General features: G+C 74.9%; 22 protein-coding genes. 3 read left to right on the top strand and 19 right to left on the bottom strand.

Annotation, left to right across the window (positions count from 1 at the left end; all coding sequences use genetic code 11):
* Window positions 1-25: 25 nt before the first annotated feature.
* From hisG to ACQP0T_RS19020, 4 genes are all read right to left on the bottom strand, one after another.
* A complete protein-coding gene (hisG, locus tag ACQP0T_RS19005) occupies window positions 26-874 on the bottom strand; it encodes an ATP phosphoribosyltransferase (protein ID WP_345361863.1) in 849 nt (282 codons plus the stop codon).
* Between the two features lie 31 nt (window positions 875-905).
* Entirely contained in the window at window positions 906-1,169 is a 264-nt protein-coding gene (locus ACQP0T_RS19010; protein ID WP_345361866.1) for a phosphoribosyl-ATP diphosphatase, read from the bottom strand.
* A gap of 67 nt (window positions 1,170-1,236) precedes the next feature.
* On the bottom strand, window positions 1,237-2,199 hold the full coding sequence (locus tag ACQP0T_RS19015; RefSeq protein WP_433869305.1) for a homoserine dehydrogenase: 963 nt from the start codon (window positions 2,197-2,199) through the stop codon (window positions 1,237-1,239).
* Entirely contained in the window at window positions 2,196-2,879 is a 684-nt protein-coding gene (locus ACQP0T_RS19020; protein ID WP_433869306.1) for an HAD family hydrolase, read from the bottom strand. The genes ACQP0T_RS19015 and ACQP0T_RS19020 overlap by 4 nt, the downstream gene beginning before the upstream one ends.
* 489 nt (window positions 2,880-3,368) lie before the next feature.
* Here ACQP0T_RS19020 and ACQP0T_RS19025 point away from each other — a divergent pair, with 489 nt between their 5' ends.
* On the top strand, window positions 3,369-4,352 hold the full coding sequence (locus ACQP0T_RS19025; protein ID WP_433869307.1) for a helix-turn-helix domain-containing protein: 984 nt from the start codon (window positions 3,369-3,371) through the stop codon (window positions 4,350-4,352).
* Here the strand turns inward: ACQP0T_RS19025 and ACQP0T_RS19030 are convergent.
* The 10 genes from ACQP0T_RS19030 to hppD all read right to left on the bottom strand — a co-directional run bounded on the left by ACQP0T_RS19030 (window position 4,339) and on the right by hppD (window position 15,940).
* A complete protein-coding gene (locus ACQP0T_RS19030; RefSeq protein WP_433869308.1) occupies window positions 4,339-5,535 on the bottom strand; it encodes a cytochrome P450 in 1,197 nt (398 codons plus the stop codon). The two genes, ACQP0T_RS19025 and ACQP0T_RS19030, sit on opposite strands and share 14 nt — an antisense overlap.
* The gene (locus tag ACQP0T_RS19035) at window positions 5,535-6,707 is read right to left on the bottom strand and encodes a cytochrome P450 (protein WP_433869309.1); all 1,173 of its coding nucleotides are present in this window, start codon (window positions 6,705-6,707) and stop codon (window positions 5,535-5,537) included. Before ACQP0T_RS19035 ends, ACQP0T_RS19030 begins: the two co-directional genes overlap by 1 nt.
* Window positions 6,704-7,525 (bottom strand): SAM-dependent methyltransferase, encoded by an 822-nt coding sequence (locus tag ACQP0T_RS19040; RefSeq protein WP_433869310.1) that lies wholly within the window; start codon window positions 7,523-7,525, stop codon window positions 6,704-6,706. The genes ACQP0T_RS19035 and ACQP0T_RS19040 overlap by 4 nt, the downstream gene beginning before the upstream one ends.
* Window positions 7,518-8,321, bottom strand: a complete 804-nt coding sequence (locus ACQP0T_RS19045) for an SAM-dependent methyltransferase (RefSeq protein ID WP_433869311.1) — start codon at window positions 8,319-8,321, stop codon at window positions 7,518-7,520. The genes ACQP0T_RS19040 and ACQP0T_RS19045 overlap by 8 nt, the downstream gene beginning before the upstream one ends.
* Complete coding sequence (locus ACQP0T_RS19050; protein ID WP_433869312.1) at window positions 8,318-9,700, bottom strand: NAD(P)/FAD-dependent oxidoreductase; 1,383 nt, start codon at window positions 9,698-9,700, stop codon at window positions 8,318-8,320. Before ACQP0T_RS19050 ends, ACQP0T_RS19045 begins: the two co-directional genes overlap by 4 nt.
* Window positions 9,691-10,950 carry an FAD-dependent oxidoreductase gene (locus ACQP0T_RS19055; protein WP_433869313.1) on the bottom strand — a complete coding sequence of 420 codons (1,260 nt, stop codon included), beginning with the start codon at window positions 10,948-10,950 and terminating at the stop codon, window positions 9,691-9,693. The genes ACQP0T_RS19050 and ACQP0T_RS19055 overlap by 10 nt, the downstream gene beginning before the upstream one ends.
* Entirely contained in the window at window positions 10,951-12,612 is a 1,662-nt protein-coding gene (locus ACQP0T_RS19060; RefSeq protein ID WP_433869314.1) for a hypothetical protein, read from the bottom strand.
* Complete coding sequence (locus tag ACQP0T_RS19065; RefSeq protein WP_433869315.1) at window positions 12,609-13,625, bottom strand: polyprenyl synthetase family protein; 1,017 nt, start codon at window positions 13,623-13,625, stop codon at window positions 12,609-12,611. Before ACQP0T_RS19065 ends, ACQP0T_RS19060 begins: the two co-directional genes overlap by 4 nt.
* Window positions 13,626-13,683: 58 nt before the next feature.
* A complete protein-coding gene (locus tag ACQP0T_RS19070; RefSeq protein ID WP_433869316.1) occupies window positions 13,684-14,706 on the bottom strand; it encodes a prenyltransferase in 1,023 nt (340 codons plus the stop codon).
* Window positions 14,707-14,824: 118 nt separating this feature from the next.
* Window positions 14,825-15,940 (bottom strand): 4-hydroxyphenylpyruvate dioxygenase, encoded by a 1,116-nt coding sequence (hppD, locus tag ACQP0T_RS19075; RefSeq protein ID WP_433869317.1) that lies wholly within the window; start codon window positions 15,938-15,940, stop codon window positions 14,825-14,827.
* Between the two features lie 645 nt (window positions 15,941-16,585).
* Here hppD and ACQP0T_RS19080 point away from each other — a divergent pair.
* Entirely contained in the window at window positions 16,586-17,473 is an 888-nt protein-coding gene (locus tag ACQP0T_RS19080; protein ID WP_433869318.1) for a PAC2 family protein, read from the top strand.
* A 53-nt stretch (window positions 17,474-17,526) separates the two neighbouring features.
* Here the strand turns inward: ACQP0T_RS19080 and ACQP0T_RS19085 are convergent, their stop codons facing one another.
* From ACQP0T_RS19085 to ACQP0T_RS19095, 3 genes are all read right to left on the bottom strand, one after another.
* Window positions 17,527-19,323 carry a C69 family dipeptidase gene (locus ACQP0T_RS19085; protein ID WP_433869319.1) on the bottom strand — a complete coding sequence of 599 codons (1,797 nt, stop codon included), beginning with the start codon at window positions 19,321-19,323 and terminating at the stop codon, window positions 17,527-17,529.
* Between the two features lie 189 nt (window positions 19,324-19,512).
* Entirely contained in the window at window positions 19,513-20,751 is a 1,239-nt protein-coding gene (gene mshC, locus ACQP0T_RS19090) for a cysteine--1-D-myo-inosityl 2-amino-2-deoxy-alpha-D-glucopyranoside ligase (RefSeq protein ID WP_433869320.1), read from the bottom strand.
* Between the two features lie 66 nt (window positions 20,752-20,817).
* On the bottom strand, window positions 20,818-21,330 hold the full coding sequence (locus tag ACQP0T_RS19095; protein WP_433869321.1) for a nitroreductase family protein: 513 nt from the start codon (window positions 21,328-21,330) through the stop codon (window positions 20,818-20,820).
* A 106-nt stretch (window positions 21,331-21,436) separates the two neighbouring features.
* On the opposite strand from ACQP0T_RS19095, the gene ACQP0T_RS19100 reads away from it, so the two are divergent.
* Window positions 21,437-22,675 (top strand): serine hydrolase domain-containing protein, encoded by a 1,239-nt coding sequence (locus tag ACQP0T_RS19100; protein WP_433869322.1) that lies wholly within the window; start codon window positions 21,437-21,439, stop codon window positions 22,673-22,675.
* A 310-nt stretch (window positions 22,676-22,985) separates the two neighbouring features.
* On the opposite strand, the gene ACQP0T_RS19105 is transcribed toward ACQP0T_RS19100, so the two are convergent.
* Window positions 22,986-23,801 carry an SDR family oxidoreductase gene (locus ACQP0T_RS19105; RefSeq protein WP_433869323.1) on the bottom strand — a complete coding sequence of 272 codons (816 nt, stop codon included), beginning with the start codon at window positions 23,799-23,801 and terminating at the stop codon, window positions 22,986-22,988.
* A 22-nt stretch (window positions 23,802-23,823) separates the two neighbouring features.
* Window positions 23,824-24,750, bottom strand: a complete 927-nt coding sequence (locus tag ACQP0T_RS19110) for an MBL fold metallo-hydrolase (RefSeq protein WP_433869324.1) — start codon at window positions 24,748-24,750, stop codon at window positions 23,824-23,826.
* Window positions 24,751-24,847 lie beyond the last annotated feature (97 nt).

Consider the following 24,847-nt stretch of genomic DNA (forward strand, 5'->3'; position numbering starts at 1 on the left):
CAGCAGGACACCGGCGGGCGGGGCCTCAGAGCCGGCAGGCGCGGATGTCCGAGGACAGGATCGCCTTGGCGCCCACGGCGGCCAGCCGGTCCATGATGGCCGGGGCCTCCTTGCGGGGGACCATCGCGCGCACCGCGACCCAGTTCTCGTCGGCCAGCGGCGCCATCGTGGGGGATCCCAGCCCGGGTGTCACCCGGGTCGCCTCGGCCAGCAGCTCGCGCGGGCAGTTGTAGTCCAGCATCACGTACTGCTGCCCGAACACCACGCCCTGCAACCGGGCGAGCAGCTGCTCCTTGGTGCGGTCGTGGTCGGAACCGGCGCGCTCGACGACCACGGCCTCGGACCGGCAGATCGGGTCGCCGAAGGCGACCAGGCCGTGCTGGCGCAGCGTCCGGCCGGAACCCACCACGTCGGCGATGGCGTCGGCCACGCCGAGCTGGATCGAGATCTCCACCGCGCCGTCGAGCCGGATCACCTCGGCCGACACGCCGTGCGCGGCGAGGTCGGCGGAGACCAGGTTGGCGTAGGAGGTGGCGATCCGCTTGCCCGCCAGGTCGGCCACCGTCCAGTCCCGCTCGCCCACCGGCGCGGCGTAGCGGAACGTCGAGCCGCCGAAGCCGAGGGCGAGGACCTCCGCGACCGGCGCACCGGAATCGCCCGCCAGGTCGCGGCCGGTCAGCCCGAGGTCGAGCTCGCCGGAACCGACGTAGATGGCGATGTCCTTGGGCCGCAGGAAGAAGAACTCGACCTCGTTGGCCGCGTCGAGGACGGTCAGGTCCCGCTGCTCATGGCGCTGCCGGTACCCGGCTTCCGCGAGCATCTCGGATGCGGGACCGGCGAGCGTGCCCTTGTTGGGCACTGCCACACGCAGCATGGGACTCGTTCCCCTCGTTCCTCGGTTCCAGTTACAGGTAGCGGTAGACGTCCTGGGGCGACAAGCCGCGTTCGAGCATGATCACCTGAACGCGGAACAGCAGCTGGGAGATCTCCTCCGCCAACTGCTCGTCGGACTCGTGCTCGGCGGCGATCCAGACCTCGCCCGCCTCCTCCAGGACCTTCTTGCCCTGGGCGTGCACCCCGGCGTCGAGCGCGGCCACCGTCGACGAACCCGCGGGCCGGGCGCGGGCTCGCTCCTGCAGTTCGGCGAACAACTCGTCGAAGGTCTTCACGCGCCCGATCCTTGCATCCCGCCCGGTCGCCGCGGACGGCGGACCCGCCGGTTATCGGCTCGATCACTCACCGGGGTCCGGCCCCGCCCTCCAGCGCCGCGGCCAGGGTGTCCTTGGCCATCGCCAGCGCCGCCGCGCGCGGGCTGGACCGGCCGCCGCTGACGGTGACCTCGCCCGCGTCCCCGCAGTCGTAGCGCACCGCCTTCTCCGGACCGGTCAGCGCGCCCAGCACCCCGGTCTCCGCGCGCAGCTCGACCCGGACCACGCCCGGCTGCTCCCGCGTGGCGGCGGCGACCTGGCGGAACGCGCCGCCGCGCAGCGCGTCGGTGATCGGCTCGGTGACGACCTCCACCGCCGCCGGGTCCCAGCCCCACAGCAGGGCGGCGAGCAGCCGCAGCTTGGTCGCGGCGTCGGCGCCGGAGAGGTCGGCGCCGGGGTCGGCCTCGGCGATGCCGAGCCGCTGGGCCTCGGCGACGGCGTCGGCCAGCGGGGTGCCCTCGGCGAGCCGGTCCAGCACGAAGGTGGCGGTGCCGTTGAGGCAGCCGCGCACGCCGCGCACGTCGAAGCCGCGCAACCCCGCGCGGGCCAGGTCGCCCGCGGGCAGCGCCGCCCCGGTGGCCGCCGACAGGCGCACCGCGCGGCCCGCGCCCCGGGCGGTGCGCTCCAGCGCCGCCCAGTGCGTGAGCAGGTGCGACTTGGTGGCGGTGATCAGGTGCGCGCCGCAGCGCAGCGCGGTGAGGGCCTCGTCGGCGGCGGTGCCCGCGCCGTCGGAGGGCACGGCCTGGGCGAAGGCGGCGGCGCCGGTGCGGGCCAGCAGCGCGGCGAGGTCCTCGGTGCCGACCCACCGCGCACGCGGCGGGACCTCCCCGGACACGTCGGTCTGGTCCCGGCGGCCGCGCACCGCCACCAGCCGCAGGCGCACGCCGTAGCGCTCGGCCCAGCTCCCGGCGCGCTCGGTGAGGAGCCCGGCGTACTCGCGGCCGACCGGCCCGTACCCGGACAGCACCACCGGGACCTCGGTCGTGGTCACGCCGCTTCCGGCGGGAAGAACCGGCCGAGGTCGGTGAAGTCGACCTCGGTCAGCGAGTCGCGCAGCGCGCGGTGCGGGCCGGGCTCCAGCGGCACCTCGCACGGCACGGCGAGCACCGCGCACCCGGCCGCCTCGGCCGCGGCGACCCCGGTGGGCGAGTCCTCGACGGCGAGGCAGTCGGCCGGCGCGACGCCGAGCAGCGCGGCGGCCTTGAGGTAGGGATCGGGCAGCGGCTTGTTGCGGCCCTCCACCTCGTCGCCGCAGACGGTGACGTCGAAGGTGTCGTGGCCCAGGGTGTCCAGCGCGAGCTCGGTGATCGACCGGATGGTGGAGGTCACCAGGGCCACCGGCAGCCCGGCGGCGCGCACCGCGCGCAACGCCTCGCGGGCACCGGGGCGCCACTCCAGGCCCTCGCCGAACAGCTCGGTGACGCGGGTGGCGACCCACTTGCCCGCCACCACGACGTCGGTCTCCTCGGCGGGCAGCCCCAGGTCGCCGAGCAGTATCCGCATGCTGCGCGGCATGTTCGAGCCGACCATCCGCTCCCGGGTGGCGTCGGCGAGCGCCCCGCCGTTGGCCGCGGCGAAGTCGTCCATCGCGATGGTCCACAACTTCTCGGAGTCGACCAGCGTGCCGTCCATGTCGAACAGCACGGCCGCCGGACGAGCGTCGGGGGTCATCGCGGGAGGGTCTCCGTTCCGGTCGGGGCGCGGGCAGCCCCTCCAGTACAGCACCGGAGCGCCCACCGCTCCCAGCGAACGTGTCCGATGCCTCCCCGCCGCCCGCGGCGGAATCACCGGCGCGACGGCGCACCGCAATTCCGCGAACCGGGAAAGGTGCGGCGCGGGAATCGCCGGCACCGGCGCAACCTCCGACGGCGATCGGCGCAGCGCAGCACGGCCGTTCAGCAGGCACCGGGAACTCCGAACAGAGCCCACCGGAATTGCCGCGGAAGTTGTGGGTTCAACGTTTTCCGGGAGTTCCCGCGAATCGCGTCGCGGAATTGCCCGGCGCATTCCGCGAACCGCGGAAAACCCCTTCCGCACCCCGGTGGGCTGGGTTAGGTTCCCACCGCCCGAGCGCGCCGCGGGCGGCCACCGCCGCCCCGGCGCCGTCCCGCGACGCCGCGGGCGGTGGGAAACCCCGCACCATCCGGTTGGAGTACGCGCATGCTTCGCATCCAGTTCACCGCCACGGACATCCTGCGCACCCGGATCGCGGCGGAGCCGCACCCGCTGTGGGAGCTGGCGCTGAGCCTGCACGTGCTGCGCGGCGGGCCGAACCGGCCGGAGCAGCGGGCCTGGCGCCGCCAGGTCCGCGCCCGGCTGCACGAGGCGGGCATGGCGCGGCGGCTGCGCCTGCTCGCGGAACTGGTCCCGGCCAAGGGCGACTTCCCCGACTTCCTCACCCCCGGGGTCGGCGTGGAGCTGGACGAGGCGCTGGAGTTGGTCCGCGGTACCGGCCGGGGTCGGCTGCGCGAGGACCTGACCCGGACCTTCGCCGGGCGCACCGCGCCGCCGTGGGCGCGTTCGCTGGCGCACGGCGACCGCGACTCGCTGGTGGCGCTGTCCGGGACGCTGCGGGACTACTTCGACGTCGCGGTCCGGCCGCACTGGCGGCAGGTGCACCACCGGGTCGCCGCCGACCGGGGCAGGCGGTCGCACCACCTCACCGGCGGCGGCGTCGAGCAGTTGTTCGCCTCGCTGCCCGAACCGATCCGCTGGCGCTGGCCGGTGCTGGAGACCAACTACCCGGAGGACCGCACCCTGCACCTCGGCGGCCGGGGGCTGACGCTGATCCCGACCTACTTCGGGTTCGGCAACCCGCTGACGTTCATCGACCCGGGCCTGCCCCCGGTGCTGGTGTACCCGGTCGGCGCGACCCCGGAGCGGCCGGACGCCGGGGCCGCGAAGCGGCTGGCCGCGCTGCTCGGCCACACCCGGGCCCGGGTGCTGCTGGCCCTGGGCACCCCGCGCACCACCTCGGAGCTGTCCCAGCGGATCGAGGCGTCGCTGGCCTCGGCCAGCCAGCACACCGCGGTGCTGCGCGAGGCGGGGCTGGTCTCCTCCACCCGGCTGGGCCGCGCGGTGCTGCACTGCCGGACCGCGCTGGGCGACCGGCTGGTGGCCGACGGCGAGGTCAGTCCCAGGTGACCGGCAGCCGCCGCACCCCCACGATGCCCTCGCCCTGCTTGAGGCCGAGTTCCCCGTCGGCCACCCGCAGCGTCGGGATGCGGCGCAGCAGCGCCGGGTAGACGACCTGGAGCTCGACCCGGGCCAGCGACTGCCCGACGCACTGGTGCACGCCGAACCCGAACGCCACGTGCCGCTTCGAGCGCCGGTGGAAGTCGAGCGCGTCCGGGTCGGCGAACACCGCCGGGTCCCGGTTGGCGGCCTGGGTCAGCGGCAGCAAACCCTCCCCCGCCCGGATGGTCCGGCCGCCGACCTCGACGTCGCGCACCGCCGCGCGGGTGGTGGCGAACTCCGAGACCGACAGGTAGCGCAGCAGCTCCTCCACCGCGCGGGGGGCCAGCCCCGGGTCGGCGCGCAGCTCCGCGGCCCGCTCGGGGTGGTGCAGCAGCGCCAGCGCGCCCATCGAGATCATGTTCGCGGTGGTCTCGTGCCCGGCGACCAGCAGCAGCACCGCGGTCGCCAGCACGTCCTCGCGACCGATCCCGCCGCGGCGGTGCTCCTCGGCCAGCCGGGACAGCAGGTCGTCGCCGGGCTCGTCGAGCTTCGCGGTGATCAGCCGGTCCAGGTAGGCGGTGATCGCGCCGTTGGCCTCCTGGGTCTGCTCCGGCGTGGAACCGGCGTCGACCAGCGCGCGGGTCCAGGCGTTGAAGCTGCCGATGTCGTCGACCGGCACGCCCAGCACCCAGCAGATCACCGTGCTGGGCACCGGCATCGCGAGCTCGGCGACCAGGTCCGCGGGCTTGGGCCCGGCCAGCACCCGGTCCAGGCAGGAGTCCACCAGCCGCTCGATCGCCGGGCGCAGCGCCTCGGCCCGCCGGACGCCGAAGTCGGCGGCGACCAGGGCGCGCATCCGGCTGTGCTCGGGCGGGTCCGTCCGGATGAACCCGGGGTGGACCCCGTGGTCCACCAGGGCGCGTTCGGCGGCGGTGACGATGGGGAAACCGGGGGCCCGCAGGTCGGCGCTGGCGGCCGGGTCGCGCAGCGCCGCGCGCACGTCGTGGTAGCGGGTGAGCAGCCACACCGGGCTGCCGTCGGGCAGCACCGCACGGGCGACCGGTTCCCGCTCGCGGAGCCGGGCGAACTCGGCGGGCGGGTCGAACGGGCAGCCCGCCGGGCGGGGCATCGGGAAGGCGAGGTCGGCCATCACCACTCCACCGGCAGCCGGCGCACGCCGTGCACCAGGGTGCGCGGCAGGTACTCGATCTCCTCGGGCGGCAGCGCCGCCCGCAGCCCCGGGAACCGGCGCAGCAGCGCGGGCAGCGCGATCCGCAGCTCCAGCCGGGCAAGCGGCGCGCCGAGGCAGTGGTGGACGCCGTGCCCGAAGGCCAGGTGCGCCCCGGGGACGCGGGTGAGGTCCACCGCGTCGGGGTCGTCGAACACGGCGTCGTCCCGGCTGGCCGAGCCCAGCGACACCAGCACGAACTCGCCTTCCCGGATGGTGGTGCCGGACAGCTCGACGTCGGCGCGGGCCTGCCGGACCGCGGCGTTGTTCACCACCGCCAGGTTGCGCAGCAGCTCCTCGACGGCCCGGTCCACCGCCTGCTCGTCGCCGTCGCGCAGCGCGGCGAGCTGCTCGGGGTGGCGCAGCAGCTGCAGCGTGCCCAGCCCGAGCATGTTGGCGGTGGTCTCGTAGCCGGCGCCGAGCAGGAAGGTGCCGAGGCCGGCGACCTCGGCGTCGGTGAGCTCGCTGCCGTGCGCCGCGACGAGCCTGCCCAGCAGGTCGTCGGTGGGGTGGGCGCGCTTGGCGGCGGCGAGCCCGGACATGTACTCGGTGGATTCGGCCCACAGCCGCGCGGCCTCGTCCTCGGGCAGCGCCATGTCCACCTGCGCGGCCGTGCGGCGCTGGAAGTCGGCGCGGTCGGCGTAGGGCACGCCGAGCAGTTCGCAGATCACCAGCGACGGCACCGGCAGCGCGAAGTCGCGCATGAGCTCGGCGGAGGTCGCGGCGGCCATCGCGTCCAGCCGCTCGTCGACCAGGGCGGTGATCCGGGGCCGCAGCGCGGCCATCCGGCGGCCGGTGAACTCGCCGGCCAGCATCCGGCGGTAGCGGGTGTGCTCCGGCGGGTCGAGGAACAGCAGCACGCCGGGCGCGGGCGGGGCGATGTCCTGCGCGGAGCCGCCGGGGCGCAGCAGCGGTGCGGCGTCGACGCTGCCGAACCGCTCGTCGGCGAGCACCCGGCGGGCGTCGGCGTGCCGGGTCAGGAACCGGACCGGGGTGCCGCTGGGCAGTTCGAGCCGGGACACCGGGTCGTGCTCGCGCAGCGCCCGGAACTCCTCGCCCACGTCGAACGGGCAGAAGCCCTGCGCGGTGGTCACCGGGCCACCTCCGCGGTGATCGCGACGTAGCCGGTGTGCTCGTGGGCGTGCTCGACGATCGCCGGGATCGCCTGCTGCACCTGCTCGGCGATGCGGCCGTCACCGCCGCGCGGCCGGTAGTCGTGGATCGCGGCCAGGATCGCCTCGCCGGAGCGGTGCGCGTCGGCGGTGAGGTCGTGCACCTCGGTGACGGTGAACCCGGCGCCGGCCACCACCCCGGTCAGCTCGTCCAGCGGCGGCGGCACGTGGTTGGGCAGCACGCCGATCGCGGTCTCGGGCACCGTGCCCGGCGGGATCGGGGAGGTCTCGAAGAAGTCGGCGACGACCAGCCGGGCGCCGGGCCGCAGCACCCGGCGGATCTCGGCGAGGGCCTGCTCCTTGTCCGGCATGTGCAGCAGCGATTCCAGCGCCAGCGCGGCGTCGAAGGAGCCGTCGGCGAAGGGCATCGCCATCGCGTCGGCCCACTGGAACGACACCTGGTCGGCGACGCCGAGGTCGCGGGCCCGCCGGGCGGCGGGGGCGAGCTGGTTGCCGCTGATCGTGATGCCGGTGATGGTGCAGCCGGTGTCCCCGGCGATCAGCGCGGCGGGGCGCCCGGTGCCGCAGCCGACGTCGAGCAGGTGCTCGCCCGCGCCGGTGCCGAGCTTGCCGCCGAGCAGCCGGGTCAGGTGGTCCTGGGCGCGGCTGAGGTCGGCGCCCGGGTCGTCGGCGGGCCAGTAGCCGTAGTGGATGCTCTCGCCCAGCACGGCGGAGAAGAACTCCTCCAACCGGTCGTAGAACAGCGCGACCTCATCGGCGGTGAACGCGGTCTCAGGCAACTCGATCTCCTCGCGTGGTGGTGAGCACGGCGTAGCCGGTGTGCTCGCGGGCGTGCGCGGCCAACGCCGGGATGGCGTGCTGGACCTGGTCGGCGATGCGCCGGTTCGGGATGGCGTCGAGGGTGGCGCGCCGGGCGTCGATCGCGGCCAGCATCACGTCGTAGGTCGGGCGGGTCGCGTCGCTGATGTCCTGGACGCGCTCGACGCCGAACCCGGCCGCGCGCAGCAGCCCCACCAGCTCGTCCAGCGGGGGCGGCGGGGTCAGCGGGAGGCCGTCGGGCGCCCGGTCGGCGGGCAGCCGCTCGACGAAGTCGGCCACCGCGAAGCGGGCGCCGGGGCGCAGCACCCGGTGGATCTCGGCCAGCGCCGCGGGCAAGTCGGGCATGTGCAGCAGCGATTCCAGCGCCAGCGCGGCGTCGAAGGACTCGTCGGCGAAGGGCAGGTCGACCGCGTCGGCCCGCTCGAACCGCAGCAGCGGCAGGTCCCGCGCGGCGGCGACCTCGATCTGCTGGGCGCTCAGCGAGATGCCGGTGATCGCGCAGCCGCGGGCGCGGGCGATGAGCTCGGCGGGCCGCCCGGTGCCGCAGCCGACGTCGAGCACCGCGCTGCCCGGTGCCGGGGCGAGCTCGGCGGCGACCAGGTGGGTCAACCGGTCCTGCGCGGCGGTGAAGTCCTCGTCCGGCCCGTCGGGCCAGTAGCCGTAGTGGATGCTCTCGCCCAGCCAGGCCGCGAGCACCTTCTCCAGCTCGTCGTAGAACTCGGCGACCTCGTCGGCGGTGAACGCCTGTCCGGTCACGTGCGGTCCTCCTCCAGGTTGCCGAGGACGGCGCGTTCCGCCTCGGTGAACGGTGGTTCGGCGGTGCTGCGGGCGGGGGCGTCGCGCAACAGCGCGCGCAGCACCCTCGGGTGCAGCACGGCGGCGGGCGATCCGGTGAGCGTGTGCCCGCGCAGCAACCGGGCGAACACCTCGGGGTCCCGCGCCCCGGCCCGCTCCAACCGCTTGCCGAACCGGTGCCGCAGCACGTCGGCGCGTCCGGGCCGCTTGCCCAGCACCTCCGGGTAGAGCACGTCCTGCCCGGCCGCGGCCGACCACGACGTGCGGCCTTGCGCGGTGATGGCCCGCTGCAGCCGGCGGGTGTCGCCGCCGTGCTCGCGCAGCGCCGCCCGCAGCGCCACCACCTGCGCGGCGGTGACCGACATGCCCTGCCCGTAGGTGGGGTTGGTGCTGCCCACCGCGTCCCCGACGACGAGGAAGCCGGACGGCAGCCGGGTCCGCTCGTAGCGGCGGCGGTGGTTGGCGGTGTTGCGGTAGCCGCGCACCGGGCCGAGCGGGTCGGCGCGGGCGATCAGCGCGCCGAGCACCGGGTGCGGCAGCGCCCGGGCGAACGCGGCGAACCCGTCGGCGTCGGCGGGCGGCTCGCCGCCCCGGGTGCCGGAGAGGGTGACCAGCCAGCGGCGGTCCTCGATCGGGAACAGCACCCCGGCGCGACCCGGCCGCCCGGTTCCCGGGCTCGCCTGCACCGAGACGTTCGGGAAGTGCTCGGGTGCGTCCTCGGGTGCCCGGAACAGCCGGGTGGCGTAGGCGAGCCCGGGATCGACCCGCTCCTCCGGCACCGGTGGCACCCCGAGCGCGGTCAGCCAGCGCGGGGCGCGCGAACCGCGCCCGGTGGCGTCCACGACCAGCTCGGCGGGCAGCTCCGCCGCGCGCCGGGTCTCCCGATCGCGCACCAGCACCCCGCCGATCCGGGCGGCGTCGCCGCGCAGCTCCTCGGCGTCGGTGCCGGTGCGCACCGCGATCCGCTCGTCGGCCAGCACCCGGGCGCGCACCGCGTGGTCCAGCAGCGCGCGGCTGCACGACACCGCGTGCTGCACGGCGGGGAACCGCGGCGCCCAGCCCTGCGCGGACAGCGACACCACGTCCTCGGGCAGGCCCAACCGCTGCGCCCCGCGCGCGAGCAGCTCGTCGACGAGTCCGGGCAGCAGCGCGTCGAGGCGCCGCACGCCACCGGGCAGCAGCAGGTGCCCGTGGTGGGCCTGCGGCACGCCCTTGCGCTCCACGGCCTCCGCCGGGTAGCGGTCCCGCTCCACCACCACGACCGGTCCGCGCTCGGCCAGCACCGAGGCCACCAGCATCCCGGCGAGTCCGCCGCCGAGCACCACCGCGGTCACGCCCACACCGGCCTCCGCTGCGCCCTCGGGTCGGGCAGACCGAGCTGGTGCAGCCGGTCCAGCGGGGTGAACGGGCGGATGCCGAGCCCGGCCATGTTGTAGGTGGCCACGTAGCGCAGGCGCGGGTTGCGGCTGGTGCGGCGCAGCATCCGGCGGCCGAGCAGCCGACCGGCCCACGAGGTGTCCGTGATCATCCGGGTGGCGTCGTGGCTCATCCGGTCGATGTGCCGGACCCAGCCGGAGCGCGCCCGCTGGTAGCCCGCCAGCGCGTCGTCCACATCGGACGGACGAAGTGGACCCGGGCCGAGCGCGGCGGCGAGCGCGTGCGCGTCGGCGATCGCGGTGTTCATGCCCTGCGCCGCCATCGGGTGCACGGCGTGGGCGGATTCGCCGACCATCGCCAGCCCCGGCGCGGTCATCCGGGCGGCGGTGAAGCGGAACAGCCGCAGCAGCTGCCTGCTGCCCAGCGCCTCCCGCCAGGCGGGCAGCAGCGGCTCCAGCGCGGGCGCGTCGCGGACCGCGCCCTCGGCCCAGCCGGTGAGCCCGGCGCCCTTGACCCCGCGCAGCTCGTCGGCGGTGACCTGCGCGTAGAGCCGGGTCCGCCCGCCGGGCAGCGGGTAGTGCAGCCGCAGCCCGCGATCGGTGAGCAGCCCGCCGACCTCGGCGGGCACCTCGGTGCGCAGGTCGAAGGAGGCCAGCCGGTGCGCGTACTCGGTCGGCCGGGCCGGGATCCCGGCCCGGGCGCGCAGCCGGGAGGACACGCCGTCGGCGGCGACCACCAGCGGGGCGCGGACGTCGTCGGTCGCCTCGTCCCGGACCACCCGCACTCCGGTGATCCGGCCGGAGCCGTCGCGCAGCAGGTCCGCCGCCCGCGCGCCGCGCCACCAGCGCACCCGGTCGGCGAGGTGGTCGGCGAACAGCCCGAGGATGTCCGGGTGGTCGTGGCTGTAGAGCCGGTGCCCGCCCCCGTCCAGCGCCGGGTAGTCGAAGACCATCACCTCGCGGCCGTCGGCTTCGCGCAGCACCAGCCGCTCCAGCCGCACCGCACCGCGCTCGCGCAGCGGCTCCAGCAACCCCCACTCGCGCAGGACGTCCACCGAACCCGGTTGCAGCACTTCACCTTTGGCGATGGCGGCGGGACGCCGCTGCTTCTCCAGCAGCAGCACGTCCAAGCCGCGGGCGGCCAGCGCGAAGGCCGCCGCCAGGCCGCCGACGCCCGCGCCGCACACCACCGCGTCGCAGTTGCGCTCCGGCACTCATGCCTCCGATCCGCGGTACGCCGCCAGCGCACCGGTCGCCAGCCCCTGCGCGATCAGGGGATCCGAGTAGTGCACGTGGTCGCGGACGTAGATGCAGGTCTGGCCGGGTTCCCACCGGCCGTCCGCGCCCTGCGCGGCGAGCAGCCAGCGCACCCCGCGCGCCGCGGCCGCGCGCTGCCGGCAGGCGACCAGCGCGGACACCGCGTGCCCGGTCTCGTCCGGGGTGCCGACCGGATCGCCGCGGCCCGAACTCCACGAGCCGTCCGGCAGTTGGGCGGCCAGCAGCCAGTCCCGGGCCCGCCCGACGACCGGGTCGGCCCCGAGGCCGATCCGGGTCAGCGACTGCGCGACCGCGGCGGTGGCGGGCACCCCGCCCCGGTGCCAGCGGGCGTCGAAGGAGCCGTCGGCGGCCTGGTGGCGGCGCAGCCAGCGCAGCGCCCGGCGCAGCCGCGGGTGCCGCAGCGGCAGCCCGCCGGTGTGCAGCAGTTCCACCGCCAGCGCGGTGATGAACGGGCACGGGCCGTCCAGCGGCACCAGCGTGTCGCGCACGAAGGTGCTCCACGAGCCGCGCCGGTCCTGCTGGGCGAGCAGCCAGGCCGACCCGAGGCGCAGCGCCCGCCGGGACTCGGCGTCGCGCGGCCCGTTCGCCAGGACCCGCAGCACCAGCACCGTTTCCAGCCCGTTGGGCCAGCCGGTCCGGCCGGTCCAGGTCCACGCCCCCGCCGGGGACCGGTACACCTCGGACGGTTCCCGCTGCTGGCAGTCGCGCAACCAGTCCCGGGCGCGGAGCACGCCGGGCCGATCGCCGCACCCGGCGCGTTGCAGGGCGTGCACGGAGAAGGCCATCCCGGTCACCTCGACGCGATCCCGCCGCACGCCGTGGACGAGGTGCCAGCCGCCGCCGGGCTGCGCGGTCATCCGCAGGTACCGCACCGAGGAGTCGACGAGCTCGGGCGCCGCCCCGGCACGGGACAACGCGGTGCACAGCAGGCCGCTCAGCCACGGGTCGCCGCCGTAGGAACCGACCGAGCCCTCCTGCTCGTGGAACGCGGCCAGCAGCGGCAGCAGCGCCCGGCGGGCCGAGCGGTCCAGCAGCCGCGCGGCGCGGCCGTGCCCGCGTTGGCGGGACTGCAGGAAGGTCAGCGCCGCGAACGGCGGGGTCAGGTAGGACAGCAGGCGGCGGCGCAGCGGGGCGGGCAGCAGCAGCACCTCGACCGGCACCCGGGGCACCCGGTCGGCGTCATGCAGCCCGGCGACCGACAGCACCAGTCCGGTCAGCTGGGCCATCACCGCGTCATCCAGTCCGTCGACGCCGCCGCGGTCGGCCAGCCACGCCCGCCCGCGCCGCACCGCCTCGGCGGCCCGCTCCGGTGCGGCCACGTGCAGGGCGGCGGTGGCCATCGCGGTGGCGACGAAGTCGCTGGGCAGCCCCTGCAAGGTGCCCCACCCGCCGTCCTCGTGCTGCTCGGCGAGCAACCAGGCCACGCCCTCGGCGACGAGCCCGGCGGAGCGCTGCCGGTCGGCGGTGTGCAGCGCCAGCACCGCCCCGGCGGCCCCCGAGACCGCCGGGCGCCGGGGGTTCGGCCAGGAACCGGGGTGGTCCTCGGCGAGCAGCGCCCCGGCGGCGGCCCGCAGCGCGTCGTCGATCGCCTCGATCACCGGGTGCGTCCGATCAGCGATCCGGTGAGCGCGTCGAGCGCGGTGCGCACCGGCGGCGGCACGGTCAGCTCGTCCAGCGCCGCGGCGACCGCGGCGAGGTGCCGGGCGGCCTCCTGCTCGGCGAACTGGCGTCCGCCGCGGTCCTCGACGATGCGGGCGGTCAGCTCCAGGTCGGCCTCGGGGTCGTCGAGCAGCGCCGCCAGCTCGGCCGCGGCCGGTCCACCGGTGGACAGCGCCGCGATCACCGGCAGCGAGCGCTTGCCCTCCCGCAGGTCGCCGTGCACGGGCTTGCCGGTGACCGCCGGATCGCCCCAGATGCCCAGCACGTCGTCGGTGCACTGGAAGGCGAGGCCGAGGTGGCGGGCGAGCCGGTCGAACGCGGCGACCGCGGCCTCGTCGGCCCCGGCCAGCTCCGCCCCGGCGCAGGCGGCGAAGGACAGCAGCGCACCGGTCTTGGCCTCGGCCATCGCCTGGTACTCGGCGCGGGTCACCGCGTCCGGCCCCAGCCACGGCCGTCCCGTGAAGCCGATGTCCTGGACCTGGCCCACCACCACCTCGCGCAGCGCGACGGCCAGCCGCTCGCCGGTGGCCGACGCCCGCGGACCGGCGCCGAGCAGCACCTCGAACGCGGCGGCCTGCAACGCGTCGCCGATCAGGATCGCCGCGGGCACCCCGTGCACCGCCCACACCGAGGGCCGGCCCCGGCGGCGTTCGTCGTGGTCGATGATGTCGTCGTGGACCAGGCTGAAGTTGTGCACCAGCTCCACGGCAGCCGCCGCGGGCGCGGCCTGCTCGCCGGTGCCGCCGACGGCCTCGGCGGCCAGCACCGCCAGGGCGGGCCGGACGCTCTTGCCACCGGGAGCGCCGGTCTCGCACCACCCGAAGTGGTAGCCGCCGATCCCGGCCAGCTCCGGCCCCATCCGGTCGACGGCGGCGCGCAGCAGCGGGTCGGTGAGCTCGCGGGCCCGCCGGGTCACCTCGACGAGCACGTCGTGGTCCTGCATCGCGGTCATCGTCGGCCTCCAGGGGTGCTTCGGGAACGGTCGTGCGGGCGGCGCGGCGGGCTCGCGGTCATGCCGTCCGGTGGGCGCGCACCGCGGTGGCGAACCAGCCGCCGAACAGCGCGAAGGTCAGCAGGCACACCGCGAACCACGGTTGCCACTGCGCCCCGGAACGCGCGGTGAGGTCGACCAGCAGCCCGGCGGTGATCGCGGCGGCGGTCAGCGGCATGTGCATGGACGCCCAGAACGTCACCGCGTTCGCCCGGGCGGGCACCGCCATCGCACCGGCGGCGAGCTGCCGCGCGACCCAGGCCGGGACGGCACCGGTGACCAGCACCAGCAGCCCGGCGACGACCGGGAGGACGCCGGTGATCAGCAGCAGCACCACCGCCGCGTGGATCGCCAGCTGACCTCCCGCGTACAGCGCGCGCAGTCCGGCCGCGCCGAGCAGCACGGCCAGGGTGCGCTTGCCGGTTGCCTCGTCGCCCTCGATGTCGGAGAGGTTCATGACGGCCATCCGCAGGAACTGGAAGCCGCACACCACGGCGATGCCGGCGATCCCGGTGGCGCCGATGGTGCCCGCGTGGACCAGGCAGGCCAGCAGCGGACCGAACCCGTAGAGCACCAGCGCGCAGCTGATCTCACCGAGCCCCCGGTAGTTCAGCCGCAGCGGCGGCGCGGTGTAGAACCAGGCCAGCGCCGTGATGGCGACGGCGATCAGCCGGGTGGTGGTGTCGGGCAGCAGCGCCAGCAGCAGCATCCCGGCGAACAGCAGCGCGAACGCCGCGCCGAGGCTCACCACCGGGCGGAGGGCGCCGTCGACCAGCACCCGGCTGCCGCCGGTCCACGAGGTCGGCACCGCGTTGGCGCGGTCGGCTTCGAGGTCGAAGTACTCGTTGCAGTAGTGCGTCATCAGGTGCGTGCACCAGGCGAAGGCCAGCGTCAGCAGGTAGCCGCCGAGCTGCGCCTGGTGTCCGCTGTGGACGGCGATGGTGCCGCCCAGCGCGACCACGAGCATGCTCTGGAACAGGAACTTGGGGCGGCCCAACCGGATGAACGCGCGCAACGGCGCGGTGGTGGCGGGTGCGGTCATCGGAACTCCCGTTCTCGGGGCCTGGCCGGCGAACTCGTCGCGGGGCGGTGGCTGCCCGCGCTTCGGAATGAGGGAGGAACGGCCGGTGCGCGTCGGTCCTCGACGCGGCGGGGTGCGCTCAGAGGTTGCCCCGGCGGGCCTGCTCCCGCTCCACCGCCTCGAACAGCGCCTTGAAGTTGCCCTTGCCGAAGCCCTCCGAGCCGTGCCGCTCGATCAGCTCGAAGAACATCGTCGGCCGGTCCTGCACCGGGGCGGTGAAGATCTGGAGCAGGTGCCCGTCCTCGTCGCGGTCGGCGAGGATGCCCAGCTCGCGGAGCTCCTCGACGGGCAGCGGTTCGGGCCACTCGGCCAGCGCGTCGTAGTAGGCGCCGGGCGTGCTCAGGAACTCGACGCCGGCCTCGCGCAGCCCGCGCACCGCGCCGACGATGTCGTCGGTGGCCAGCGCGACGTGCTGCACGCCGGGACCGCCGTGGAATTCCAGGAACTCGTCGATCTGCGAGCGGCGCTGACCGGCGGCGGGCTCGTTGATCGGGAACTTCACCGCCCGGGAGCCGTCGGCGACCACCTTCGACATCAGCGCGGAGTACTCGGTGGCGATGTCGTCGCCGATGAACTCCTTCATGTTGGTGAAACCCATGACGCGCTGGTAGAAGCCGACCCACTCGTCCATCCGGCCCAGCTCGACGTTGCCGACGACGTGGTCGATGCCGGTGATCGGGCCGGTGCCGGGCTCGTCGGTGGTCTCGAAACCGGGCAGGAACGGGGTGTCGCCGGTGCGCTCGACCAGGGTGTGCAGCACCTCGCCGTACCCGGCGATCGCCGCGACCCGCAGCCCGTCGGCGACTTCGCGGGGCTCGGCCAGCGATTCGGCGCCGCGCGCGACGGCGTGCGCGTGGGCGCGTTCGACGTCGGCGACCCGCAGCGCGATGTCGGTGACGCCGTCGCCGTGCCGGAGCAGGTGCCTGCCGATCTCGGTGCCCGGCCGGGCCTCACCGGTGAGCAGGAACCGGGCGTCGCCGCACTCCAGCAGGTGTTCGACGTGCTCGGGGTGACCGGTCTCCGGGCCCCGGTAGGCGGTGCGGCGCATCCCGAAGGCGGTGCGGTAGAAGTGCGCGGCCTGCTTGGCGTTGCCGACCACGAAGCGCAGGTGGTCGATGCCCAGCACCGGGAACGGGTCATCGGTCGCGGCGGGTGCGGCGGCGGCGCGGACGAGCAGGTCTTCGGTGGGCGCCATGTCAGGTCCTGTTCCGCCCCTGGCGGGGCTTCGAGCCGGCGGATCGGCCCGAACGCGCTCGGCGGGTTCGCGCGTTCGGCCGTCCCGCAGCGTCCACGAGCCCGGCGCGCAGCGGCAATCCTTTCACCACCGCGTGAAAGGTCCCCCCACCGATCTGTAGCCCCGCTCACATCCGCGGCTCCTCCACCGTCACCCGGTGGAGAAGTGAATGAGGGGCATCCTTGCCCCGGTTAGGACCGCTTTCGCCAATGGCTTGCGTGGCGGTGCCGGTGGCGGAACCTCAGCGGCCTTCTCGCTCCGGGAGCCGTTCCTGATGTACCAACGACCCTCACTCAGGTCACGAACGGGTGACGGCGGGGTCGAGCAGGGGCGGGTGGGTCCATCGGCGGCCGACCGCCGGGCCCGGCCGCGCGGGCGGCGCCGGCGGGTTCGGCGGGCGTGGCGCGATCGGGTGGGCGTGACGTCGGCGGGGCGGTCGTCCGGCGGCGCGGCGGTGGTCACGGGCACGCCGGGGCGGTGGTGCGGACCGGGCGCGGCGGCGAGCGGGGGCCGCTGGTCAGCGCGGCCGGGCCGGGACCGCCGCCCGGTGCCCGGCGGTCCTCGTCCGCGCCGCTGCCGACGGCGCGCAGGGAGTACGCTCGCCACGTGTCCGAACGCCCTTCCGCTCCCGACGACCCCCGCCCGTCCGCCCCGACCGTGATCGCGGCCTTCGAGGGATGGAACGACGCGGGCGATGCCGCCACCCAAGCGATCGAGCACCTCGAACTCATCTGGGACGCCACTCCGCTCACCGAGATCGACCCGGACCCGTACTACGACTTCCAGGTGAGCCGTCCCACGGTGAAGCTCGTCGACGGCATCACGCGCAAGATCAACTGGCCCACCACCCGGCTCTCGGTGTGCCGACCGCCCGGTGTGGACCACGACGTCGTGCTGATGCACGGCATCGAACCCAACATGCGGTGGCGCGCGTTCTGCGCGGAGCTGGTCGAACAGGTGGAGAAGGTCGGCGCCAGCACCGTGGTCACCCTCGGTGCGCTGCTGGCCGACTCCCCGCACACCCGACCGGTGCCGGTCACCGGGGCGGCCTACGACGCCGACTCGGCCGCCCAGTACGGCCTGGAGCGGTCCCGCTACGAAGGTCCCACCGGGGTCGTCGGGGTGTTCCAGGACGCGTGCGTGCAGGCCGGGGTCCCGGCGATCTCGTTCTGGGCGGCGGTGCCGCACTACGTCTCGCAGCCCCCGTCGCCGAAGGCGACCCTGGCCCTGCTGCACCGGGTCGAGGAGGCGCTGGACATCGAGGTCCCGCTCGGCAACCTGCCGGAGCAGGCCGAGGAGTGGGAGCAGACGGTCAGCGAGATGGCCGAGGAGGACGAGGACGTCCGCAACTACGTCCGGGCGCTGGAGGAGCGCGGGGACGCCGAGTCGACCCTGACCGAGACCAGCGGTGACGCCATCGCCGCGGAGTTCGAGCGCTACCTGCGCAGGCGCGGCCCCGGCGGCAAGGGCCCGACCGGCCCCGGGCCGGGCTGAGGAGCGCTGCGCCAGGCAGGAGGGCACCCGGTCGCCGGGTGCCCTCGCCCGCTTCAGGCCCGGCGACGGACGAAGAACATCACCGCGGCGCCGACCAGCAGGCCGCCGACCGCCGCCCCCACCACCGGCGGCCACGGGAAGCCCTGCTCGCGTTCGTCGGCGGCGCGGTAGTCCGGCACCGCGTCGGGATCGCCCGCCTGGCCCTTGCGGTCCACCGTCGTGCCCTCGGCCCAGCCGCCGCCGAGGTCGCAGTGCACCCGGTCGCGGGCGGCGACGGCGTCCTCCGGCAGCGACATGTCCAGGCTGCGCGGGCGCGCGGTCACCCCGGGCGGCACCTCGACCTCGGGTTCGCGGATGCCGAAGCGCTCCTTGGTGCGGGCCTCGACGTCCTCGACCAGGTGTTCGGTGAGCGCCAGCCCCTCCATCGCCCAGTCGCCGCTCCACTCGGTGAGCAGCGCGCGGGCCCGCTCGTCGCGGCCCTCCCGGTACGCCTCGGCGGCGCGGCGCTCGACCTCCTCGACGTCGGCCATGATCCGCGCCTCGAAGCCCTCGAACGCGCGGGTGACCTCGGACAGGAACACCTCCGGCCGGTCGCAGGTGTAGTACATCAGCCGCTTCGACAGGTAGGTCGCCGAGCGGGTCGCCTCCTGGGCCGCGTACTCCGGGTCCAGGTAGTCCGCGGCGGCGCCGGAGGTCAGGTAGCGGTGCTGGGAGTATTCCGGTGGGACCGTCGCGGCCCCGATGTGGAACGGGATGTAGGGCGCGGTGATCGCCGCCGTGTTGGCCACCCACAGCGTCGCCAGGTCCGGGTGCGGCAGGTCGTCGCGCAGCTCGGCGACGTGGCCGTAGCCGGCACGGTCGTCGGACCAGCGCGGGTCGCGGACCATCCGTTGCATGTCCGTCAGCGTCACCTCGCCGAGCGCGCGCAGCTCCTGCTCCAGCGTCGGCGGGTGCCGCCACGGCGCCTCGTCGTCCGGTGTGGACCGGCCGGGGTGGCCGGGGAACGGCGTGCCGTAGACCTCCTGGAGGTTGAACGGCTCACCGCTGTCCGGGTCCCACCACCCCTGCCGGACGGCGAAGTCGACCAGGTTCGCCGAGCCCAGGTGGTCCGGGTCGCGCTGGTGGTCGGTCGGGAAGTCGCCGATGTAGCCCGGGTAGGACACCCGCACGTCGTCCGGTCCGAGCCGTTCGGCGGCCCACATCCCCTGGCCACCGGCGAACTCGATGAACACCCAGCCCTCGTTCTCGTCGGCGAACAGGTGGGAGTTGCCGCCGTAGGTGGTGTAGCCGTGCTCGTCGATCAGCCGCCCGAGGATCTCCACGGCCTCGCGAGCGCTGCGGGCACGCTCCATCGCGATCCGGGAGAGGTCGCTGTAGTTCGGGCCGGTCTGGCCGGGCGGGGTCATCTCGACCAGTTCCGGGCGGGAGTCCGACCACACGTCGCGCGCGGCGACCTGGTGCTCGTTGAGGCCGCCGTTGGTCAGCGGCGCCGGGAAACCGGCGAACTCGGAGTAGTTCGAGGTGATGTACTTCGCCGTCTCCGGGACCTGCGGGATCTCGGTGAGGCGCCCGGGCAGGTCGGCCTCGCCGGTGGCGCCGACGGTGATCGTCGAGCCCGGCGGGTGCTGCCTGCGGGGCACGATCTCCGTCCAGTGGCTCGACGGCTCGTGGCCGAACCCGCCGAGCATCGTCGCCCCGCTGGCGGTGCGGTTCTTGCCGACGTAGAAGGCGATGCTCTTGTCCGGCATCGGGCGTTCGGGCGCGGGCGCCGGTTCCGCCGCCGAGGCGATCGGGGCCGCCGCGAGCAGCACCCCCACCGCGAGTCGGGTCGCGCCGATCCGATACCGCAAACGGGCCACACCTCCTGGCGTCGAGACGATCAGCCCGCCCTTTCTAGACCCTTCAGCTGACGACCACAATCCGCCGCGGCCCCACCGGGACAACACCCGCGCAGGCGACCCCGTTCGAGACGTGAGCGGGGGCACCCTCATCCGAGCAACTGGGACGAGGGTGCCCCTCACCTGGGCCGAGGTCGCCGGTCAGAGGGTCACCCCGAGGAGGGCGTCGACCGCGGCGCGGATCCCGGCCGGGGCTTCCGGGTCCTCGCCGCGACCCGCCAGCGCCTGCGCCGCCCACCGGTCCACCGCCGCCAGCGCGCCGGCCGAGTCCAGGTCGTCGGCCAGCCGCTCGCGCACCTCGTCGACCACCGGCCCGGCCGCCGGGGCGGCGGACAGCGCGACCGCCTCGCGCCACCGGTCCAGCCGGCCCGCGCCCTTGGTCAGCACGTCGGCCGTCCACGACCGGTCCTGCCGGTAGTGGCCGTCGAGCAGGCCGAGCCGGATCGCCATCGGGTCCACCCGGTCCCCGCGCAGCCGCGAGACGAACACCAGGTTGCCCTGGGACTTCGACATCTTCTGCCCGTCCAGCCCGATCATGCCGGTGTGCGAGTAGTGCCGGGCGAACGGGAACTCGCCGGTCAGCGCCTCGGCGTGCGCGGCGCTGAACTCGTGGTGCGGGAAGATCAGGTCCGAGCCGCCGCCCTGCAGGTCGAAGCCCAGCCCCAGGGTGCCCAGGGCGATCACCGAGCACTCCAGGTGCCAGCCCGGGCGCCCCGGCCCCAGCTCGGACTCCCAGGACGGCTCGCCGTCGCGGGCCGCGCGCCACAGCAGCGCGTCGAGCGGGTGCTCCTTGCCCGGCCGGTCCGGGTCGCCGCCGCGCTCGGCGAAGAACGTCCGCATGGTCGCCTCGTCGTAGTTCGACTCGGAGCCGAACCGCCCGCTGGCCTGGTGCCGGAAGTAGATGTCCGGGTGTTCCGCGTCGTCCACCCGGTAGGCGGCGCCGGAGGCCAGCAGCGTGCCGACGGCCTCGGCGATCTCCGGGATCGACTCCACCGCGCCGATGAAGTCGCGCGGCGGCAGCACCCGCAGCGCCTCCATGTCCTCGCGGAACAGCGCGGTCTCGCGCATCCCGAGCACGATCCAGTCCTCGCCGTCGCGGTCGGCGCGCTCCAGCAGCGGATCGTCGATGTCGGTCACGTTCTGCACGTAGTGCACCTCGTGCCCGTTGTCCAGCCACATCCGGTGCACCAGGTCGAACGCCAAGTAGGTGGCGGCGTGACCGAGGTGGGTGGCGTCGTAGGGCGTGATGCCGCACACGTACATCCGCGCGACGGGGCCCGGTTCGGACGGGCGGACCTCGCCGGAGGCGGTGTCGAACAGGCGCAGGGGGCGAGGCGTGCCCGGGATCTCGGGCACGGGGATCGACGACCAGGGTTGCATGCACCCGACCTTAAACGTCGCCGGGCCCCGACCGCCGCCACCCGCCTTTCGTCCCAGGTGAGCCGCTCAGTCGCCGGTCCAGAGGTCGGCGAGGGGCAGGCGGCCGGTGGGGATGGCCGACCGGCCGGACGGCGCCGGGGCGGGGTGCCCGAGGGCGATGCCGGTGCGGACCAGCCACGGCGCGGCCAACCCGGCCAGTTCGGTGGCCCGGCGGGCGTTGTCCTCCGGGAAGAAGGTCACCGGGCAGCAGCCCAGGCCGAGCAGGTGCGCGGCGAGCATGATGTTCTGCGCCACCCGGCCGCCGTCGAACTCGGCGTCGGCGCCGGTGCGGTCCAGGGCCAGCAGCAGCACCACCGGGGCCGCGGTCAGGTGGGCCGCGTAGGCGCCGCAGCGGCTCAGCTCGGCGCGGGTCGCCGGATCGCGGGCGGTGTGGAACCGCCACGGCTGCCGGTTGCGCGCCGAACCGGTCCACCGGGCGGCCGCCAGCACCCGGTGCAGCACCGCGTCGTCCACGTCCCGGTCGGTGAACCAGCGGGTCGCCCGCAACGAGGACAGCGCGGACAGCAGGTCGTCGGTCATGGGGCGGGGAGTCTAGCCCGCGGTGCCGATCGCGCCACGATCGCTGGCCCCGGCACGCCGATCGCGACTAGAAACGATCGCGGACCACGCCGACGGGAGGAGTGCTGTGAATCCGGTGCAGATCGAGGTCGAGGCGGCCGAGGCGGGTTTCGACCCGCAGCGATTGGCCCGCGTCGACCGGCACTTCGCGCGGTACGTCGAGGACGGGAAGCTGCCCGGCTGGCAGCTGCTGGTGTCCCGGGGCGGCAGGATCGCGCACCTGTCCCAGCACGGGATGCGCGACGTGGCGGGCGGTAGGCCGGTCGAGCGGGACACCGTCTTCCGGATCTACTCGATGAGCAAGCCGATCACCTCGGTCGCCGCCATGATGCTCCACGAAGAAGGCGCCTTCGAGCTCACCGATCCGGTCGCCGACTTCCTCCCGGCCTTCGCCGAACCCCGCGTCTACACCGGCGGTCCGGCACGGGCGCCGAAGACCCGCCCGGCGACCGAGCCGATCCGGATCTGGCACCTGCTCACCCACACCGCCGGGCTGACCTACGCGTTCCACCACCTGCACCCGGTCGACGAGCTCTACCGGGGCGCGGGATTCGAGTTCGGCATGGCCGACCACCTCGACCTCGCGGGGTGCTGCGACGCGTGGGCCGGGATGCCGCTGCTGTTCGACCCCGGCGCGGCGTGGAACTACTCGGTGGCCACCGACGTGCTCGGCCGCCTCGTCGAGGTCGTCTCCGGCCTGTCCCTCGACGAGTTCTTCCGCACCCGCATCTTCGCCCCGCTGGGCATGTCCGACACCGGCTTCGCCGTGGCCGCCCACGACGCCGACCGGCTCGCCTCCCTCTACGTCGCCGACCGGACAGGCCGAGCCAAACCGCACCCGCAGCACGAGCGGGTGCAGGCGGCGGCCCTCGCGCCGCCGAACGCGGCCTCCGGCGGCGGCGGGCTCTACTCCACCGCGCGCGACTACCACCGCTTCACCCAGATGCTGCTGCGCGGCGGGGAACTCGACGGGCAGCGGATCCTCGGCGACCGCACGGTGAAGTACATGACGCGCAACCACCTGCCCGGCGGCGCCGACCTGGAATCGCTGGCGATGGGCTCGTTCTCCGAGGTGGCCAACGCGGGCAAGGGCTTCGGCCTCGGGTTCGCGGTGATCGACGACCCGGCGGCGGCGAAGGTGATCGCCTCCCCCGGCGAGTTCTCCTGGGGCGGCCTGGCCAGCACCGCGTTCTGGGTCGACCCGGTGGAAGACCTGACCGTGGTGTTCCTGACCCAGCTCATCCCCTCGAGCACGCATCCGATCAGGTCGCAATTGCACCAACTCATCTACCAAGCGCTGGTTTGAGGTCGGTCCTTTTGCTTGGCGGTGCGGGTGGCGGAACCTCAGCGGCCTTCTCGCGGTGAAAAGTGTTGTGGTCCCGTTGCATGCCGGTGCCGGTGGCGGAACCTCAGCGGCCTTCTCGCTCCGGGCGCCCTTCCTGATGTACAAGCGCGTACACGGCGTCAGGGCGTCCTCGCGAGAAGACCGCTGAGAACCCGCGGCGGTGCGAGTTGCTCAGGTGGGGCAAGGCGGAAGCGGCTTCGCCGCTTGCCTGACGGTGGTTCCGTTTGGCGCGGGCGTGGGCTGGGAGCGGCTTTCGCCGGTTGGTGGTGGGTCAGGCTCTGGGGCGCCAGCGGCCGAAGCCTCCTTCGGTGTTGAGCACTTGGCCGGTGATCCAGCGGGCCTCGTCCGTGGCCAGCCAGGCGATCAGGCGCGCCGGGTCGTCGGGCCGGCCGTAGCGGCCGAACGGGAACATCGGGGCGATGGTGGCCCAGGTCGGCTCGTCCAGGTAGCCGGTGTCCACCGGACCGGGGTTGACGGTGTTGACCGTCAGACCGGCGTCGCCGAGCTGGTCGGCCAGGGTGAGGGTGATCTCGGCGAGCGCGCCCTTCGCCGCGGCGTAGGCGACCTCGCCGGGCATCGGTCCCTGCTGCTGCCCGGAGGTCAGGAACACGATCCGGCCGCCCGGGCGGCCGTCGTGTCGGGCGGCGAACTCCTGGGCGAGCAGGATCGAGGAGCGGGCGTTGACCACCCAGTGCCCGTCCAGCATCGCCGCGTCGAGCTCGCCCAGCGCCCCGTCCGAGCCGCTGCGGGCGTGGTTGCACACGAGCACGTCGAGGTGCCCGAACTCGGCCACCGCCGCCTCGACCAGGGCGCGCGGCGCGTCCGGGTCGGCGAGGTCGGCTGCGGCGTCGGCCAGCCGCTGCTCCGGCCCCAGCTGCTCCCGGACGCCCGCGCGCACCGCGTCCAGGTCGTCGCCGCCCCACGGCTGGTCGAGGTCGTGCGGCCGGTGGTGGTGGGCGAACACCGAGGCGCCGTAGGCGGCGAGCCGACGCGCGAGGGCGTACCCGATGCCCTGCCTGCGGCTGACCCCGGTCACCAGCGCGGTGCGCCCCAGCAGCGGCAGCGGATCACGTCGCAGATCGTCCATGCGGGCGCACCCTAGCGATCGCTCAGCCCGACAGCACCCGGGTTTCGCCGACGGCCAGGTCCCACAGTCCTTCCGGCTCGCGGCCCGCGTCCCGCCACGCCTTGCGGAAGCGCGCGAGCGGCTCGGTGACGGGCTCGCGGGTGAGCGCGAAGGTGCCCCAGTGCATCGAGGCCGCGGCCGAAGCGCCCAGATCGCCGACCGCGCGGACCGCCTCCTCCGGGTCGAGGTGCAGCGGGCGCATGAACCACCGCGGTTCGTAGGCGCCGATCGGCAGCATGGCGAGGTCGAGCCCCGGGAACCGCCGCCCGATCTCGGCGAAGTGCGCGCCGTACCCGGTGTCGCCCGCGTGGTAGAGCCGCTGCCCGTCCGGACCGGTGATCAGCCAGCCGCCCCACAGGCTGCGGCAGGTGTCCCGCGGTCCGCGCCTGCTCCAGTGCCGGGCGGGTACGAAGTCGAACACCAGACCGGCGAGCTCCACCGATTCCCACCAGTCCCGCTCGACGACCCGGGTGAACCCGCGCCGCCGGAACCACCGCCCCAGGCCCGCGGGCACCAGCACCGGGGTGCCGCGCGGCAGTCGGGCCATCGTCGGGGCGTCCAGGTGGTCGTAGTGGTTGTGGCTGATGACCACGGCGTCGATCGGCGGCAGCTCGCCGAAGGCCACACCGGGCGGGGTGAGGCGACGCGGCACGCCGGGGATCCGCGCCGACCACACCGGGTCGGTCAGCACCGCGGCACCGCCGCAGCGCACCAGGAACGTCGCGTGCCCCACCCAGGTCACCGCCGTGTCGCGGGGCGCCACCGGCCCCAAACCGCGGCGCAGCACCGGCACCAGGTCGGCGTCGACCTCCTGGCATCGGATCCCGCCCCACATCAGCCGCAGCACATCGGCGAAGCGCGGTAGCGGGGTCTCCAGCCGGTCCCGGTAGGACCGCTCATCACGGCGCATCAACCCCACCTACCCACGCGCACGAAACACCAACCACAGGCAAGTGGTTCGGACTCGTCTTGCTTGGCGGTGCGGGTGGCGGAACCTCAGCGGCCTT

It is taken from the genome of Saccharopolyspora sp. CA-218241, assembly GCF_050954615.1.
Classification (GTDB): domain Bacteria; phylum Actinomycetota; class Actinomycetes; order Mycobacteriales; family Pseudonocardiaceae; genus Saccharopolyspora; species Saccharopolyspora cebuensis.